This window comes from Pseudonocardia sp. 73-21 (genome assembly GCF_001899645.1).
GTDB lineage: Bacteria > Actinomycetota > Actinomycetes > Mycobacteriales > Pseudonocardiaceae > Pseudonocardia.
The window spans coordinates 20358-36447 of record NZ_MKVV01000068.1; the positions used below are offsets into that span (position 1 = coordinate 20358).

General features: G+C 73.6%; 13 protein-coding genes. 11 read left to right on the forward strand and 2 right to left on the reverse strand.

Features of this window, described 5'->3' with window-relative positions:
- Positions 1-47 precede the first annotated feature (47 nt).
- Positions 48-1499 (reverse strand): CCA tRNA nucleotidyltransferase, encoded by a 1452-nt coding sequence (locus tag BGP03_RS21910; RefSeq protein ID WP_298796108.1) that lies wholly within the window; start codon positions 1497-1499, stop codon positions 48-50.
- Between the two features lie 107 nt (positions 1500-1606).
- Here BGP03_RS21910 and BGP03_RS21915 point away from each other — a divergent pair, with 107 nt between their 5' ends.
- The 9 genes from BGP03_RS21915 (at position 1607) to BGP03_RS21955 (ending at position 12496) form a co-directional block, all read left to right on the forward strand.
- Entirely contained in the window at positions 1607-2101 is a 495-nt protein-coding gene (locus BGP03_RS21915; RefSeq protein ID WP_296377776.1) for an NUDIX hydrolase, read from the forward strand.
- Entirely contained in the window at positions 2098-4659 is a 2562-nt protein-coding gene (locus BGP03_RS21920; RefSeq protein ID WP_298796109.1) for a DUF6049 family protein, read from the forward strand. The genes BGP03_RS21915 and BGP03_RS21920 overlap by 4 nt, the downstream gene beginning before the upstream one ends.
- Positions 4656-6335: a murein biosynthesis integral membrane protein MurJ gene (murJ, locus tag BGP03_RS21925; protein WP_296377778.1), complete on the forward strand. Its 1680-nt coding sequence runs from the start codon at positions 4656-4658 to the stop codon at positions 6333-6335. Before BGP03_RS21920 ends, murJ begins: the two co-directional genes overlap by 4 nt.
- 60 nt (positions 6336-6395) lie before the next feature.
- The gene (locus BGP03_RS21930) at positions 6396-8099 is read left to right on the forward strand and encodes a protein kinase family protein (protein ID WP_298796110.1); all 1704 of its coding nucleotides are present in this window, start codon (positions 6396-6398) and stop codon (positions 8097-8099) included.
- Positions 8100-8159: 60 nt separating this feature from the next.
- A complete protein-coding gene (gene sigM, locus BGP03_RS21935; protein WP_296377780.1) occupies positions 8160-8705 on the forward strand; it encodes an RNA polymerase sigma factor SigM in 546 nt (181 codons plus the stop codon).
- Positions 8702-9658: a hypothetical protein gene (locus BGP03_RS21940; RefSeq protein ID WP_298796111.1), complete on the forward strand. Its 957-nt coding sequence runs from the start codon at positions 8702-8704 to the stop codon at positions 9656-9658. The genes sigM and BGP03_RS21940 overlap by 4 nt, the downstream gene beginning before the upstream one ends.
- Before the next feature lie 99 nt (positions 9659-9757).
- On the forward strand, positions 9758-10759 hold the full coding sequence (trxB, locus tag BGP03_RS21945) for a thioredoxin-disulfide reductase (protein WP_296377782.1): 1002 nt from the start codon (positions 9758-9760) through the stop codon (positions 10757-10759).
- 35 nt (positions 10760-10794) lie between these two features.
- Positions 10795-11124 carry a thioredoxin gene (trxA, locus tag BGP03_RS21950; RefSeq protein WP_296377783.1) on the forward strand — a complete coding sequence of 110 codons (330 nt, stop codon included), beginning with the start codon at positions 10795-10797 and terminating at the stop codon, positions 11122-11124.
- A gap of 214 nt (positions 11125-11338) precedes the next feature.
- A complete protein-coding gene (locus tag BGP03_RS21955; protein ID WP_296377784.1) occupies positions 11339-12496 on the forward strand; it encodes an N-acetylmuramoyl-L-alanine amidase in 1158 nt (385 codons plus the stop codon).
- A gap of 33 nt (positions 12497-12529) precedes the next feature.
- On the opposite strand, the gene BGP03_RS21960 is transcribed toward BGP03_RS21955, so the two are convergent.
- Complete coding sequence (locus tag BGP03_RS21960) at positions 12530-13207, reverse strand: GNAT family N-acetyltransferase (RefSeq protein ID WP_296377785.1); 678 nt, start codon at positions 13205-13207, stop codon at positions 12530-12532.
- A 224-nt stretch (positions 13208-13431) separates the two neighbouring features.
- Here BGP03_RS21960 and BGP03_RS21965 point away from each other — a divergent pair, with 224 nt between their 5' ends.
- On the forward strand, positions 13432-14763 hold the full coding sequence (locus BGP03_RS21965) for a PLP-dependent aminotransferase family protein (RefSeq protein WP_296377786.1): 1332 nt from the start codon (positions 13432-13434) through the stop codon (positions 14761-14763).
- A 24-nt stretch (positions 14764-14787) separates the two neighbouring features.
- Positions 14788-15735, forward strand: a complete 948-nt coding sequence (locus BGP03_RS21970) for a D-alanine--D-alanine ligase (RefSeq protein ID WP_298796112.1) — start codon at positions 14788-14790, stop codon at positions 15733-15735.
- Positions 15736-16090: the final 355 nt, after the last annotated feature.

Consider the following 16090-nt stretch of genomic DNA (forward strand, 5'->3'; position numbering starts at 1 on the left):
GCCACTTTGCTGTCGTGTGGCGTCCTGAACGTGGCTTTCCTGAACCTTCAGAGGTTCTCCGCCGCCCACGCCCGGAGCTCCGCTTCGGCCTCCTCGCGGGTCAGCGGGCCCTTCTCCATCCTTACCGCCAGCAGGTGCTTGTAGGCCTTGCCCACCAGCGGTCCCGGCTTCATGCCCAGCAGCTCCATGATCGCGTTGCCGTCGAGGTCGGGGCGGATCGAGTCCAGCTCCTCCTGCTCGCGCAGGGCCGCGATCCGCGCCTCCAGGCCGTCGTAGCTGCGCTGCAGGGCGGCGGCACGACGCTTGTTGCGCGTGGTGGAGTCCGAGCGCACGAGCTTGTGCAGCCGCTCCAGCAGCGGCCCCGCGTCGGTGACGTAGCGACGCACGGCGGAGTCGGTCCACTCCCCGTTGCCGTAGCCGTGGAAGCGCAGGTGCAGGAAGACCAGCTGCGACACCTCGTCGATGACCGCCTTGGAGTAGCGCAGCTCGCGCAGCCGCTTGCGCGTCATCTTCGCGCCCACCACCTCGTGGTGGTGGAAGCTGACCTTGCCGTCCGCCTCCTTGCGACGGGTGGCGGGCTTGCCGATGTCGTGCAGGAGGGCGGCGAGGCGCAGCACCAGGTCGGGGCCGTCGGTCTCGCGGTCGATCGCCTGCTCCATCACGACGAGCGAGTGCACGTAGACGTCCTTGTGCTGCATGTGCTCGTCGACGGCGAGACGCATCGCGGGCACCTCGGGCAGCACGAGCTCGGCGAGTCCGGTGTCGACCATCTGCTCGATGCCCCGCCGGGGGTACCGGCCGAGGATCAGCTTGGACAGCTCGGTCTGCACGCGCTCGCGGGTGATCCGCGACAGCTCGCCCGCCATCGCCGTCATCGCCTCGACGACGCGCGGGGTGGGCGTCAGCCCCAGCTGCGAGACGAACCGGGCGGCGCGCATCATCCGCAGCGGGTCGTCGGCGAAGGACGCCTCGGGGGCCGCCGGGGTGTCGAGGACGCCCGCGGCCAGTGCGGCGAGCCCGCCGCGGGGGTCGACGAAGCGCCGCTCGGAGCCGGTCAGCTGCACGGCCATCGCGTTGACGGTGAAGTCGCGGCGCACGAGGTCGTCGTCGATGGTGTGCCCGAACGCCACGATCGGGTTGCGCGTGACGCGGTCGTAGGCGTCGGCGCGGAACGTGGTGATCTCGACGGTCTCACCGTGGCGGCGAGCACCCACGGTGCCGAACGCGATCCCGGTGTCCCAGACGGCCTCGGCCCAGCCCTCGAGCAGGGCGAGCACCGCCTCGGGGCGGGCGTCGGTGGTGAAGTCCAGATCGCTGACGTCGCGGCCGAGCAGGGCGTCGCGGACGCTGCCTCCCACCAGGTAGAGCGTGTGCCCCGCCGCGGTGAAGCGCGCCGCGAGGTCGTCGGCGACCTCGGGTACCCGCAACATGTCGAGCACCGCAGCCTCCTGGGCGCGCACAAGATCGGTAGGGACTGTGGAGGCTACTGCGGCGGACACGACGAACCAGTCTAGACGGAGGTGTCCTGCCAGCCCGACCCAGTTCACAGCACGGCGCGCTCGGCGCGGCCCGGCGCCGAACGGCCACTCCTCGTTACCATCGGTCCATGTCCACCTCCCGCGGCCGCTCGGGCGGGCGCCGCGCGGGGCGTCCCCTCGACCGCCGACGGCGCCTGCGCACCGTCGACGAGACGTCGGCGGGCGGGCTGGTGGTGGACCACGCCGCCGGTACGGCGGCCGTCATCGGCCGGCTCGACCGCCGCGGACGGCTGCTGTGGTCGCTGCCCAAGGGACACATCGAGGAGGGCGAGACCGCGGAACAGGCGGCGGTGCGCGAGGTCGAGGAGGAGACCGGCATCATCGGACGCGTGGTCGCACCCCTGGGCACCATCGACTTCTGGTTCGTGGCCGAGGACCGCCGCGTGCACAAGACCGTGCACCACTTCCTCCTGCGGGCCCTCGGCGGCGAACTGTCCGACGAGGACGTCGAGGTCTCGGAGGTGGCATGGGTCCCGCTGGCCGAGCTCGAGTCGCGGCTGGCCTACGCCGACGAACGGCGGTTGATCCGCCGGGCCACCGAACTGCTGGAGGAGACGGCGTGACACGGATCGCGACCCTGGTCGCGATTCCCGTCGCCGTCCTCACGCTCGTCGTGATGGCGGCGCTGACGTTCGCGCCCGGGTCCGCCTCCGCCGCACCGGCGGCCCCCGCCACCGCACCGCTCCGGCTGGACCTCACCACCATGTCACCGCGGGTGGTCACCGCGTCCGGGCCGGGTGTCCTCACCGTCACGGGCACCCTGACCAACACCGGCACCGTGCCGTTCGACCAGGTCGTGGTGCGGATCCAGCGCAGCGACCCGCTCGCCACCGAGGGCCAGGTGCGCGACGCGCTCGACGGCAACGCGGGCACCGACGCCGTCACCCCCCAGTTCACCCCGGTCGCCGACGAGCTCGCGCCGGGTCAGCAGGTGCCCGTGTCGCTGACGGTGCCGCTGCGCGGGGCCGCCACGACCAGCCTCGCGCTGAACAGCGCCGGCGTGCACGAGCTGCTGGTGAACGTCAACGGGGCACCACGCGACGCCGACCGGGCCCGCCTGGCGGCCGTGCGCCTGCTGCTGCCGGTGCTGTCGCTGCCCGACGGTCCCGGGCCCGGTGCTTCCGGGGCCGGCCCGGACGCCCCGAGCCCTGTGCCGTTCTCGATGATCTACCCGATCGCCGACACCCCGCACCGGCTCCCCACCCTCCCGGGCGGCCGGGCCCTGCTCACCGACGACAGCCTCGCCGCGTCGTTCGCCCCGGATGGGCGGCTCGGCGGGCTCGTCGCCGCGCTGGCCCAGCAGGCCCCGGTCGGGTCGCGGGTGCGCACCGCCACCTGCGTCGCCGTGGACCCGGACCTGCTGGAGACGGCACAGGCCATGCAGAACGGCTACGACGTGAGGGGCACCGACGGGGCGATCGTGCCCGGCAACGGCGGGGGAGTGGCCGGTCAGTGGCTCGCGCAGCTCACCGCGGCCACCCGGGGCGGCTGCCTGATCGCCCTGCCCTACGCCGACGCCGACCTCGTGGCGCTGACCCGCGGCGGGGAGTCCGGCCTCGCTGCGGCCGCGATCAAGGACGGCCGCCAGGTGGTGGCCGCGGTCCTGGGCACGCCGGTGACCGGTGACGTGACCTGGCCGGCGGGCGGTGTCGTCGACGAGCCGACGCTGGCCACGATCGGCGGCGCCGGCGGCAAGGCCCTGCTGCTGTCCGCGGACGGGATCGACGCCGGCCGCAGCCGCCCCGGTACCGGGGTCGTGCCGGTCGCGGGCACGTCGCAGTTCGCGGTGCTGACCGATCCGCTGCTGGCGGAGGCCGCCGGCGGGGCCGCACGGTCGAGGCTCTCCGATCCCGGACCGGGTGGGGCCGCCGTCACCAGCTCGCCGGCCGGCACCGTCAGCCCCCTGTCCACGCAGGACGCGATCGGCACCCTGGCGTTCCGGGCCCAGGCGGGGGCGGACCGCGGGGCCACCGGTCCGCTCGTGCTCGCTCCGCCGCACCACTGGGCCGCGGACGGCGACGGGGCCCGCGCGCTGCTGCAGGCCGCCGACCAGCTCATCGGGGCGGACGAGCTCATCCCCGACGCCCCGGCGGCCGTCCTGTCCGCGGGCCCCGCCCCGGGCACGCCCGCCCGCCCCGCGGTGTACCCGCTGGCGTCCGGGGCGCAGGAGATCGCGGGCTCCGTCGTCGCCTCGATCCGGTCCACCGCCGTCGACCTGACCGACCTGCGCTCCGCCGTGGTGGCGGGCTCCGGGGTCGGGGTCGGCGTCGACGAGGTGTTCACCCCGCTGCAGCGCGGCCTCGTCCGTCCGGCGTCGGCCAGCCTGCGGCACGATCCCGCCGCCGCGACGGCGGCGGCCGCGGCCGGGGCCGGGCGGATCCGTGACATCCGCTCCACCGTCCGGGTACTGGAGCCGCCGAGCCCGTACTCGCTCGGCACCTCGGACGCGCCGCTCCCGTTGACGGTGGTGAACGGCCTGCCCGTCACCGTGCAGGTGCGGATCCAGATCGCGAGCACCTCGGGTCTGCGGGTGGCGCCGATCGCGCCGGTACAGATCCCGCCGCTGGGCCGCCGGCAGGTGTCGGTGAACGCTCAGGTCACCCGGTCGGGCAACTTCACGGTGGAGGCCACGGTCCTCACCCCGAACGGCAGCGTGCTCGGCCCGGCGAGCCGCCTGAACGTCCGCTCCACCGTCTACGGCACCATCACGGTGTGGCTGACGGTGGGCGCGGGAGTGCTGCTCGTGGTGCTGGTGGCCCGCCGGATCGTTCGTCGGATCCGGGGCGGGTCGGGCTCCCGCGCGGCCCCGGACGCCCGGACGGACCCCGCGCCGCCGCCCACGACCCCGGTGCCCCCGGTGCCCCCGGTGCTCACCAGCCCGTCCGGCCCGGCCCCGGACCGCCTGCTCCCGGCCCGGCCCCCGATCCCGCGGCCCGTGCATCCGGAGCACGGACCACGGCCCCGGACGGGGACCCCGGTCCCCGTGGCCGACCGCGGCCCGGCCCCGGACGGCCCGGTGCCGCTTGTCCCCGCCCCGGAGGACCTGTCGGCCACGGACCGCTTCCCGGCCCGCCCCCCGCGCCGACCGGAGCCACCGCACGCACCGAGCCCACGCCCGTGACCGGGCCGGTGCCGGACGCCCCGACCGAGGTGATCCCGGTCGTGAGGCAGGAGTCGCTGGGCCGCTCCACCAGCCTGGTGGCCGTCGCGAGCCTGGCCAGCCGCCTGACGGGCTTCGTGCGGCAGCTCGCGGTGGTCGGGGTGCTCGGCTTCGCGATCCTCAACGACTCGTACACGATCTCGAACACGCTGCCCAACATCGTCTACGAGCTGCTGCTCGGCGGCGTGCTGACCAGCGTCATGATCCCGCTGCTGGTGCGGGCCCAGACCGAGGACCCCGACGGTGGCGAGGCCTACACGCGGCGGCTGCTCACGCTCACCGTCGTCGCCCTGCTCGTGGCCACGGTCGTCGCGATGCTCGCCGCGCCGCTGCTCACCCAGGTCTACCTGGGCAGCCAGACCTCCAGCACCGCCGATCCACGGCTGGCCACGGCTCTGGCCTACCTGCTGCTGCCGCAGATCTTCTTCTACGGCCTGGGCGCACTGCTGGGCGCCGTGCTCAACAGCCGCGGCGGGTTCGGGGCGTTCGCGTGGGCGCCGGTGCTCAACAACGTCGTGGTGCTGGTGGTGCTCGGCGTCTACGCGCTGATGCCGGGGGACATCAGCCTCGACCCGGTGCGGATGGGCGACCCGAAGCTGCTGGTCCTGGGCCTGGGCACCACGCTCGGCATCGCGGCGCAGGCCCTCGTGCTGCTGCCCGCCGTACGACGGGCGGGCTTCCGCTACCGCCCCCTGTGGGGCTGGGACCCCCGCCTGACGAAGGCCGGCGGCCTGGTGGCCTGGGTGGTCGCGTACGTGCTGATCGGGCAGGCCGGTTACATCATCACCAGCCGCGTCGCCACGTCGTCGCAGGCGGGCTCGTTCGCCATCTACTCGAACACCTGGCTGCTGCTGCAAGTGCCGTACGGCGTGCTCGGTGTCTCGCTGCTCACGGCGTTGATGCCGCGGATGAGCCGCGCCGCCGCCGAGGGCCGCACGGCCGACGTGGTGGCCGACCTCTCCCTGGGCAGCCGCCTGTCCGCGGTGTTCCTCGTGCCGATCTCGGTGCTGCTCACGGTGTTCGGCACGCCCGTCGGCGTCGCGCTGTTCGGCCTGCGGGCGAGCAACCTCGACGGGGCCGCCCAGCTGGGCACCGCGCTGGCCTTCTCGGCGTTCGGGCTGCTGCCCTACGCCATCACGATGCTGCAGCTGCGGGTGTTCTACACGCTCACCGACAGCCGCACGCCGACGGTGATCCAGCTGTTCACGGTCGTCGTGAAGATCCCGTTGCTGCTGCTGTGCCCGGTGCTGCTGGCCCCGGCCGACGTCGTGCTGGGGCTCGCCGCCGCCAACAGCGTGTCCTTCGTGGCCGGGGCCGTCCTGGGTCAGGTGCTGCTGCGCCGCCGGCTCGGTCGCGTGCCGACCGGCGAGGTGCTCTCCACGGTGGGCCGGACGCTCGTCGCGTCCCTCGTCGCGGTGTTCGCGGCCTACGGGATCGTGACGCTTCTCACCGGCCTGCTCGACGGACTGTCACCACTGGGGCGGGCCTGGGCCACGTTGGCGGTAACGCTGGTGGTCGCTCTACCGCTATGCATGGTGGGGCTACGACTGGTCCGGGTCCGCGAGCTCGATCCGCTGATCCACAGACTCGAACGGCTCGTCGACCGGGTCGATCCCAGGCGTGGCACCTCCCGCTGACGTAGGGTTGTGCCCGGCGGGGGCCGGAAGTCGGCACGTCGTGGGGGAGGTCGGGGAACGGTGAGCGAGCTGGCGAGCGCGCCGTCGGGGGCGGCGCAGCGGTCCACGAAGCCGGCCGGGGCCGGCCTCGAGGATCCCGCCGTGCCCGAGCAGCCCGGTCCCGAGGACGCCGCCACCGTGCGCGTCACCGCGTCGAGGCCGTCCCCGCGCCCGGGTCCACCGCCGCCCACCACGGCCGGATCCATCCTTGTCGGGCGCTACCGCCTCCGCACCCGCGTGGGCTCCGACACCGCCGCGGGCGCCGAGTTCTGGCGCGCGGAGGACACCGTCCTGCAGCGCGACGTCGCCCTCACCCTCCTGCGCAGGCTCGCCCCCGAGGCGGGCGCCATCGGCGGTGACGACGACCCCACGGGCACCGCACGCGCCGGCGAGATGGTCGTCCGCGCACTGCGCTCGGGCAGCTTCGAGCACGGCGGGTGCGCCCGGCTGCTCGACGTGCTGGCCCCGGGCGCCTCCGGCATGCCCGACGACGTCCTGGGCGCGGCCGTCACGGAGTGGGTTCCCGGCCGCAGCCTCGCCGAGACCGTGGCCGACGGGCTGCTCAAGCCGCTGGCCGCCGCCCGCGCGGTGGCCCCGCTGGCCGCCGCGGCCGAGGCGGCCCACCGCCACGGCCTGGTGCTGGGCTGCGACCACCCGCAGCGCGTCCGCATCACCCCCGACGGGCGCGCGCAGCTGTGCTTCGCGCTGCCCCGGCCCGACATCACCCCCACCGACGACGTCCGAGGGCTCGGTGCGGTCCTCTACACGCTGCTGACCTCGCGCTGGCCGCTGTCGGGGGCCGACGCCGCGCGCGCCGGGCTCGCCGCGGCCGACCGCGCCGCCGACGGCGTCCCGGTCGCCCCGTCCTCGCAGCGTCCCGGGGTGCCCGTCGAGCTCGACGCGCTCGCGCTGGGCACGCTGAGCCCGGTCGGCGCGGCCGGCCACGTCCACACCGCGGCGGCCGTGCACCGGCTGCTCACCGAGGTGGTGGCGGAGGACGACCGCGTCGCACTGTTCCCACCTGCACACGACGGCGTGCCGTCGTCGCCCGGGGACGTGTGGCAGGACGGGCACCGCGTCGTGCACCGCACCGACCCCCGCCGCCGCCGGAAGCTCATGATCGGTCTCGCCGCGCTGGCCGCGGCCGTGCTGGTCGTGCTGGGCTACGTGGGCGTGCAGGTCGCGTCGATGTTCTCCGACGGGGGCGCCCCCGTGATCGTGGTCGGCAGCGATCCCCTCTCGGCTGCCAACCCGCCCGTGCAGAGCAGCGCCGCCGGTGCCGGCGACGTCGCGGCGGTGGCCAACGTCGACGTCTACGACAAGAGCGGCGACAGCGACAACTCCGGGCGCGTCTCCCGCGTCATCGATGGCAACCCCGACTCCAACTGGCGCACCTACCAGTACAAACAGCAGTTCCCCGCGCTCAAGCCCGGCGTCGGGATCATGGTCTCGTTCGCCTCGGCCGTGCAGCTGTCGTCGCTGACCATCACCTCGCCCAGCGCCGGGTCGGTCGTGCAGGTGCGCTCCGCGGCCACCCCCGACGCCGCGTTCAACGACACCACGCAGATCACCGAGATCACGCTGCAGAACGGCACCACGCCGGTGTCGCTGGCGGGGAGCCAGCCGGTCACGCACGTGCTGCTGTGGATCAGCAAGCTCGCGCCGGGCGACGGCGGCTTCCTCACCCAGATCAACGAGCTGCAGTTCCGCCGCGCCGGCGGCTGAGCTCAGCGGAGTTTCCGCAAACGCCCACGGGGAGCGGGGGCCGCGACCTACGGTCCGCCCGTGGGCCAGCCGACCGACGCCGAGCTGCTCGCCGCCCACCGGGCCGGCGACGCGGAGGCGTTCGGGCGGCTCGTCGGCCGGCACACCGACCGGATGTGGGGGGTGGCGGTGCGCACCCTCGGGCACCGCGACGACGCCGCGGACGCCGTGCAGGAGGCCCTGCTGGCCGCCCTGCGCGGGGCCGGTTCCTTCCGCGGTGAGGCGTCGGTGCGCACCTGGCTCAACCGCATCGTCGTCAACACCTGCATCGACCGCATGCGCCACGAACGCGTCCGGCCCACGGTGCCGCTGCCGCCCTGGGAGCTGCCGGACCGCGGCGCCGACCCGGCCACGCGGCTGGCCACCCGGATGGAGGTCACCGACGCGCTGGCCCTGCTGCCGCCCGAGCAACGGCTGGCGGTGGTGCTGGTCGACATGGAAGGTTGGGCGCTCAGCGAGGTGGCCGAGGCCACGGAGGCACCGGTGGGCACCGTGAAGAGCCGCTGTGCGCGGGGCCGCGCCCGGCTCGCGGTGCTGCTGGGGCACCTGAGGGAGGAGGTCCGATGAACGACCGACCCGATCCGCTCCCCGACGTGCTCACCGAACTGCTCGCCGACCACGACGCGGGCCTGCCCGTCGACCCCTCGGTGCTCACCGGTCCCCAGGCCCGCAGCGTCCTGCACGCGCTCGCCACCACCCGGGTCGAGCTCGCCGCCGTTCGGCGGGAGCCGGTGCCGCCGGAGTTCGCGGGCCGCTGGAACGCGGTCCTGGCCGAGGCCGCGCGGCCGGGCGTTCCACGGTCCGGGCCGGACCGGGCGGGCGAGGCCGGACGATCGGGCCAACCCGCCCGGCCACCCTGTTCGCAGCCACCCGACGCGCGATCTGTGGCGTCCGCCCCGGCCCCGCGGGCAGCCGGGCCCGACGCCGGAGGCCCGGCCGGCACCGACGGTCGGAGGCCCACCGCGGGCCTGGACGTCGACCCGTCGCGCCCCGGACCGGGTACCGCGAGCCCGGCCGGAGCCGAGGGCCGCAACCCCACGCCCGGCCCGGTGCACCCCGGGCCACCCGTGCGTCCAGCGGGTCGGCCCGGGGCCGGCCTGCCACGCCCCGGTCGCGGTGCCCGGCCGGGCGACCCGAGCCGTCCGGGGCGGATGCCGCGCCCCGCCGTCCTCGCCGGGCTGGTGCTGGTCGTCGTGCTCGTCGTGGCGGGGGTGGTGGGGGTGCGCCGCGATCCACCGTCGGTCACGGCCGCCCAGCTCGGCGGTGTCGCCCGGGCCGCCGTCGGCGTCCAGGAGGCGGGGCCGCTCACCGATCCCGTCCGTCGCGAGGCGTGCCTGCGTGCCGTCGCCGCGCCCGGCCTCGCCCCCGACGCGCCACTGGCCGGCGGCCGGTCGGTGGTGTTCGAGGGGCGTCCGGGGATCCTCCTGCTGCTGATCACCGGTCGGCTCGCTACCTTCCGCGTCGTCGTCGTGACCCCCGGCTGCGACTCCCTGCTGGCCGACACCGTCGTCGGCCCGTGAGCCACGTCACCAGGCAGGTCACGCCCGGTGACAGGCGGAATGTCGGTCCCTGAGATCGTGTTGAGCAGCATGGAACGCGATCGAGAGGACGGGGTATCGGTGACCACCGACGAGGTGCGTGAGCTGATCATCATCGGGTCCGGACCGGCGGGCTACACGGCCGCCGTGTACGCGGCCCGGGCCCAGCTGAAGCCGCTGGTGTTCGAGGGCACCCAGTTCGGTGGTGCCCTGATGACCACCACGGAGGTGGAGAACTACCCCGGCTTCACCGACGGCATCATGGGCCCCGAGCTCATGGAGCAGATGCGCGGGCAGGCCACCCGGTTCGGCGCCGAGCTGCGGGCGGAGGACGTCGAGGAGGTGTCGCTCGAGGGCCCCGTCAAGACGGTGCTGGCCAACGGCGTCACCTACCGCGCCCGGGCCGTCATCCTCGCGATGGGAGCCGCCGCGCGGTACCTGAACGTCCCCGGGGAGCAGACGCTGCTCGGCCGTGGCGTCAGCTCCTGCGCCACGTGTGACGGGTTCTTCTTCCGGGAGCACGACATCGCCGTGATCGGCGGGGGCGATTCCGCGATGGAGGAGGCCACCTTCCTCACGAAGTTCGCGCAGACGGTCACGATCGTCCACCGTCGCGACGAGTTCCGGGCCTCCCGGATCATGCTGGAGCGCGCGCAGAACGACCCGAAGATCCGCTGGGTCACCAACGCCGACGTCACCGAGGTGCTCGGCGAGGGCAGCGTCACGGGTTTGCGGCTCCGTGACACGAAGACCGGCGAGGAGCGCACCCTCGACGTCACGGCCATGTTCGTCGCCATCGGCCACGATCCCCGCAGCGGGCTCGTGAAGGGCCAGGTGGAGCTGGACGACGCCGGCTACGTCAGGGTCCAGTCGCCCTCCACCCACACCGGTATCGACGGGGTCTTCGCCTGCGGCGACCTCGTGGACCACACCTACCGCCAGGCCATCACCGCGGCCGGGTCGGGCTGCTCCGCCGCGATCGACGCCGAGCGCTGGCTCGCCGAGGGCCCGGTGGACGCCGAGCTCGCCGGCGGTGGCTACGGCTCCGGCGCCGAGCAGACCGCCGAACCCGTCACCGCCTGAACCACCTCAGAACTTCCACGAAAGGGAGATCCACCATGGGCAACAACACCGTGGACGTCACCGACGCCACCTTCGACGCCGACGTCCTCAAGAGCGGCAAGACCGTCGTGGTCGACTTCTGGGCCACCTGGTGCGGCCCGTGCAAGATGGTCGCCCCCGTCCTCGACGAGATCGCGGGCGAGCACAAGGAGAAGCTGACCGTCGCGAAGCTCGACATCGACGCCAACCCGGAGACGGCCCGCAACTTCCAGGTCATGTCGATCCCCACCATGATCGTCTTCCAGGACGGCAAGCCGGTCAAGCAGATCGTCGGCGCCAAGCCGAAGGCCGCGCTGCTGTCCGATCTGGCCGACTACATCGGCTGATCACGGCCCGTTGACCCCACCTGTGCCCTGCTCCCGGATCCGGGGGCGGGGCACGGTGATATCACGACGCGGACACGCCCGGACACGGCCCGCTGTCCCCCGGTCGGGGAACGGCAGGGCACAATGGCGGCCTGCCGGCACGATCCGGTGCCAGGTCCGCCCGTCCCCAACGCGAGCGGCGACATGACTCGAGCGAGACACGAGCGAGGGGTGCATGCAGCTGCTGCGCCGAGGTGACAGCGGTCCGGCGGTCGTCGAGGTCCGGGCCATGCTGGCGACGTTCGGCCTGCTGGCCGCCGCCGCGGGCACGCCCGACGACGAGGTGTTCGACGCCCACGTCGAACACGCGGTCCGGTCATTCCAGCAACAGCGGGGTCTCATCACCGACGGGGTCGTCGGCCCGTCCACCTACCGCGCGCTCCGCGACGCCGGGTGGACGCTCGGCGACCGCATGCTCGCACTGATGATCTCCGCGCCGATGACCGGTGACGACGTCGCGATGCTGCAGGAGCGCCTCTCGGAGCTCGGGTACAACCCGGGTCGCCCGGGCGGCGTCTTCGACGAGCAGACCGAACGCGCGCTGCGGCGCTTCCAGCGCGAGTACGGCCTCGTGTCCGACGGGCTGTGCGGGCCCGCCACGCTCCGCTCGCTCAAGCAGCTGGGCCGCAAGGTCACCGGCGGCCGCCCGCACCTCATGCGCGAGCAGGAGCTGCTGCGCCAGGCCGGCCCCCGGCTGCGCGGCAAGCGGATCGTCGTCGACCCCGGCCACGGCGGCATGGACCGCGGTGTGGTGGCCGCGGGAGTGGCCGAGGCCGACCTGATGTGGGACCTCGCCCGCCGGCTCGTCGGCCGGATGACGGCCACCGGGATGGACGCGATGCTGTCGCGGCAGGAGAACACCTGCCCCACCGACCCCGAACGCGCCGCGTTCGCCAACACCGCCGGCGCCGACCTCGTGCTCTCCCTGCACACCGACGCCAACCACAGCGTGCACGCACAGGGCCTCGCCACGTTCCACTTCGGCAACGGCACCGGCTCGACGTCCACGGTAGGGGAGGCGCTCGCCGGGCTGATCCAGCGTGAGCTGCTCACCCGCACGGCGATGGTCGACTGCTGGAGCCAGGCCCGTACGTGGGAGCTGCTCCGGCTGACCAGGATGCCCACCGTCCGCATCGAGGTGGGCTACCTCAGCCACATCGGCGACCGCACCCGGATGATGAGCAGCGAGTTCCGTGACGTCGTGGCCGAGGGCATCCTCGTGGCCGTCAAGCGGCTCTATCTGCTCGGCCAGGACGACCAACCGACCGGAACGTTCACTTTCGGCGATGTACTCGCCCGAGAGCTCGAGCGGGGCGGCGCGCAGGCCATCTGACGCCAGCGCGCTGCGAGGCCTGCAGCGGGCGTCTCAGAGCGCCCTGAGACGCCCGCAGGACGACGACAACGCCCGGCTCGGCACCTGCTGCTCGACCGGCGCGGTGGCCTGCATCGGAATGGTGATCGTGCCGAGCAGCTGCTCGAGCGCCGCCTCCACGTCCTCCTTCCACGTCAGCCCGGAGCGCAGTTCCATGCGCAGCCGCGGCCAACGCGGGTGGGGGCGGATGGTCTTGAACCCGACACCGCGCAGGAAGTCGGCCGGCACGAGACAGCCCGGCTCGGTGGGGCGCTGGTCGCCGAACACCTCGATGGCCTTGACCCCGCGTCGGGTGAGGTCCTTGACGACCGCCTGGGCGAGCATGCGCCCCAACCCTTCGCCGGAGAACTCCGGCATCACCTGCATGGTGGTGAGGAGGACGGCGTCAGCGCTCACCGGGCCCGTGGGCATCTCCGCGGCGCGCGGCGAGGCCGAGGGCGGCGCGTACATGACGTAGCCGGCGGGCACGCCGTCCATGTGCGCGACGCGGCCGCACGAGCCCCACTCGAGCAGGACCTCGGAGACCCAGGCCTCCTTCTCCAGCTCGGTGGAGCCGAAGTCGAGGGCCTGCTTACCGAGATGCTCGGAGAGCTCCCAGAAGACGCACCGTCTGCACCGTTTGGGCAGATCATCAAGATTGTCCAGAGTGAGCGGCGCCACGTGCCAGGACAAGTGCAACCTCCGGCAGCCGTTTAAGGAGTGGGCGCCCCTGCGCCGACCCCCAGACCATAGATCGATCCAGCTCCGATTCCCACCCCACCTGCTGCGACCGGCACCTCATCGACGACGAAGGGCAGGGGGTTCGTCCATCCCGGTTACACTCGATCGGATCGAGTGACCGTTCGGCTCGTCCGAACGGTCCGTGATCACCGCCCGTCGACCGCCAGGAGAGCGCCGTGTCCGAGCCGCAGCAGCCCGTCGTCCCCACCGCGCCCGCCGCGGTCGCGGCAACGGAGCGGTTCGCGGCCCGCACGGCGGGGATGACCGCCTCGGAGATCCGGGCGCTGTTCGCGGTGGCCAGCCGGCCGGAGGTCGTGTCGCTCGCGGGCGGCATGCCCAACCTGGCCGCGCTGCCGCTGGAGTCCCTCGCCGTCGAGGTGGCCGATCTGGTGTCCCGCGAGGGGCAGATCGCGCTGCAGTACGGCTCCGCCCAGGGCGTCCCCGCACTGCGTGAGCAGATCTGCGAGGTCATGGCGCTCGAGGGCATCAAGGCCGATCCCGACGACGTGGTCGTCACCGTCGGCTCCCAGATGGCGCTCGACCTCGTCACCCGCATCTACTGCGACCCGGGCGACGTCGTGCTCGCCGAGGGGCCGTCCTACGTCGGCGCGCTGGGCAGCTTCGCCGCGTACCAGGCCCGCGTCGTCCACGTCGCGATGGACGAGCACGGCCTCGTGCCGGAACTGCTGCGTCAGGCTCTGCACACACTGGCGCTACAGGGGATCACGCCGAAGTTCCTCTACACGATCCCGAACTTCCACAACCCCGCCGGCGTCACGCTCGCCGTGGAGCGGCGGGCCGAGGTTCTCGAGATCTGCGCCGGCTACGGGGTCGCCGTGGTCGAGGACAACCCGTACGGCCTCCTGGGCTTCAGCGGCACCGTCTACCCGGCGCTGCGCTCGATGGACCGCGACGTCGTGTACCTCGGGTCGTTCTCCAAGACGTTCGCGTCGGGGCTGCGCGTGGGCTGGGCCCTCGTGCCGCCCGCCGTGCGCGATCGGCTGGTGCTCGCCGCCGAGTCCGCCACCCTCTGCCCGCCGAGCTTCAACCAGATGCTCGTGTCGCGCTACCTCGCCGCCCACGACTGGCACAGCCAGATCAAGACGTTCACCGAGGCCTACCGCGATCGCCGCGACGCCATGCTGCGCGCCCTCGAGACCTACCTTCCCGAGGGGTGCACGTGGAACGTGCCCGACGGCGGCTTCTACGTCTGGCTCACCGTGCCCGAGGGCGTCGACACCAAGGCGATGCTGCCCCGCGCCGTCACCGCGCGCGTCGCGTACGCGTCGGGCACCGGCTTCTACGCCGACGGTTTCGGCAGCCGCCAACTGCGGCTGTCCTACTGCTACCCGACACCGGAGCGCATCACCGAGGGCGTGCGGAGGCTGGCCGCCGTACTGGAGGCCGAGCTCGACGTGATGCACACGTTCGGCACCACGAGCCGCCCCGCCCTGGGCCCCACGCCGCAGCGCAACGGCCCGCAGGCCCCCTCGCCGCACACCCCGTGATCGGCTGTGGCGGAGAATGCCACGGTGAACGAACGAACGGTGGCCGTGCTGGCCGGGGGACTGTCCCACGAGCGTGAGGTGTCCCTGCGATCCGGACGACGGCTGGCGGCCGCCCTGCGCGACGCCGGCCTCGACGTCCGGGAGTGGGACATGGACGCGTCGCTGATCGAACGGCTGCGCACCGACCCACCCGACGCCGTCGCCATCGCACTGCACGGGGGCGAGGGCGAGAACGGCTCGGTGCAGGCCGTACTGGAGCTGCTCGGCGTCCCGTTCGTCGGCACGTCGGCCCCCGCGTGCCGCCGCGCCTGGGACAAGCCGACGGCCAAGGCCGAGCTGTCCCGCGCCGGCCTCGGCACGCCGGACTGGGTCGCGCTGCCGCACACCACGTTCCGCGCACTGGGCGCGCAGGCGGTGCTCGACGCGATGGTCGACCGCCTCGGCCTGCCCCTGATGCTCAAGCCGGACCAGGGCGGCTCCGCGCTGGGTGCCCAGGTGGTGCGCGAGCGGTCCGACCTCCCCGCGGCGATGGTCAGCTGCCTGGCCTACGGCGACACCGTGCTCGCGGAGCGGTTCGTCGTCGGCACCGAGGTCGCGGTGTCCGTCGTCGAGGACGGAGGGGACGCACACGCCCTGCCCGCCGTCGAGGTCGACGCGGTGGGTGGCTTCTACGACTACACCGCCCGCTACACGCCCGGCGCGGCCACGTTCCACTGCCCGGCGCGGCTCGACGCCACGGTGCTCGCGGATCTGGAGGAGGCGGCCCTTGCCGCCCACCACCTGCTGGGCCTGCGCGACGTGTCCCGCATGGACGCGGTCGTGGACGCGGACGGGCGCGTGCAGATCCTCGAGGTGAACGTCTCGCCGGGCCTCACCGACACCTCCCTGCTGCCGATCGCCGCCCGCACGTCCGGTCTGGATCTGGGCACCCTGTACGCCGCACTCGTCGAGCAGGCGGTCGCACGGGCCTGATCGCGGCGGTGTTTCACGTGAAACAGTGAGCGCTGCGTGCCCGAGCGATGAGGGGGTCGCACGAGACGGGCACGCTCCCGGCCGGGGTGCGGCCCGACCCCGCTCCGGAGTAACCGGCGGCCGATCGAGCATTCACGCCTCGTCGGGCCTCACCGAATGGTCCTCTCGTACCGCTCCCCGCTGCGACGACCGCATCGCGCGGCGGTGCTGTTTGACGTGAAACAGCAGGGGACCGCCACCGCGTCGTCCGCACGCGAGGGCGAAGACAGACGAACCGAACCCGCCCGGTCCTGGACTGCCCAACACCGGAATCGACTCACTCACTCCTCGTGGGCCGGCCACTTATGACAGCAGG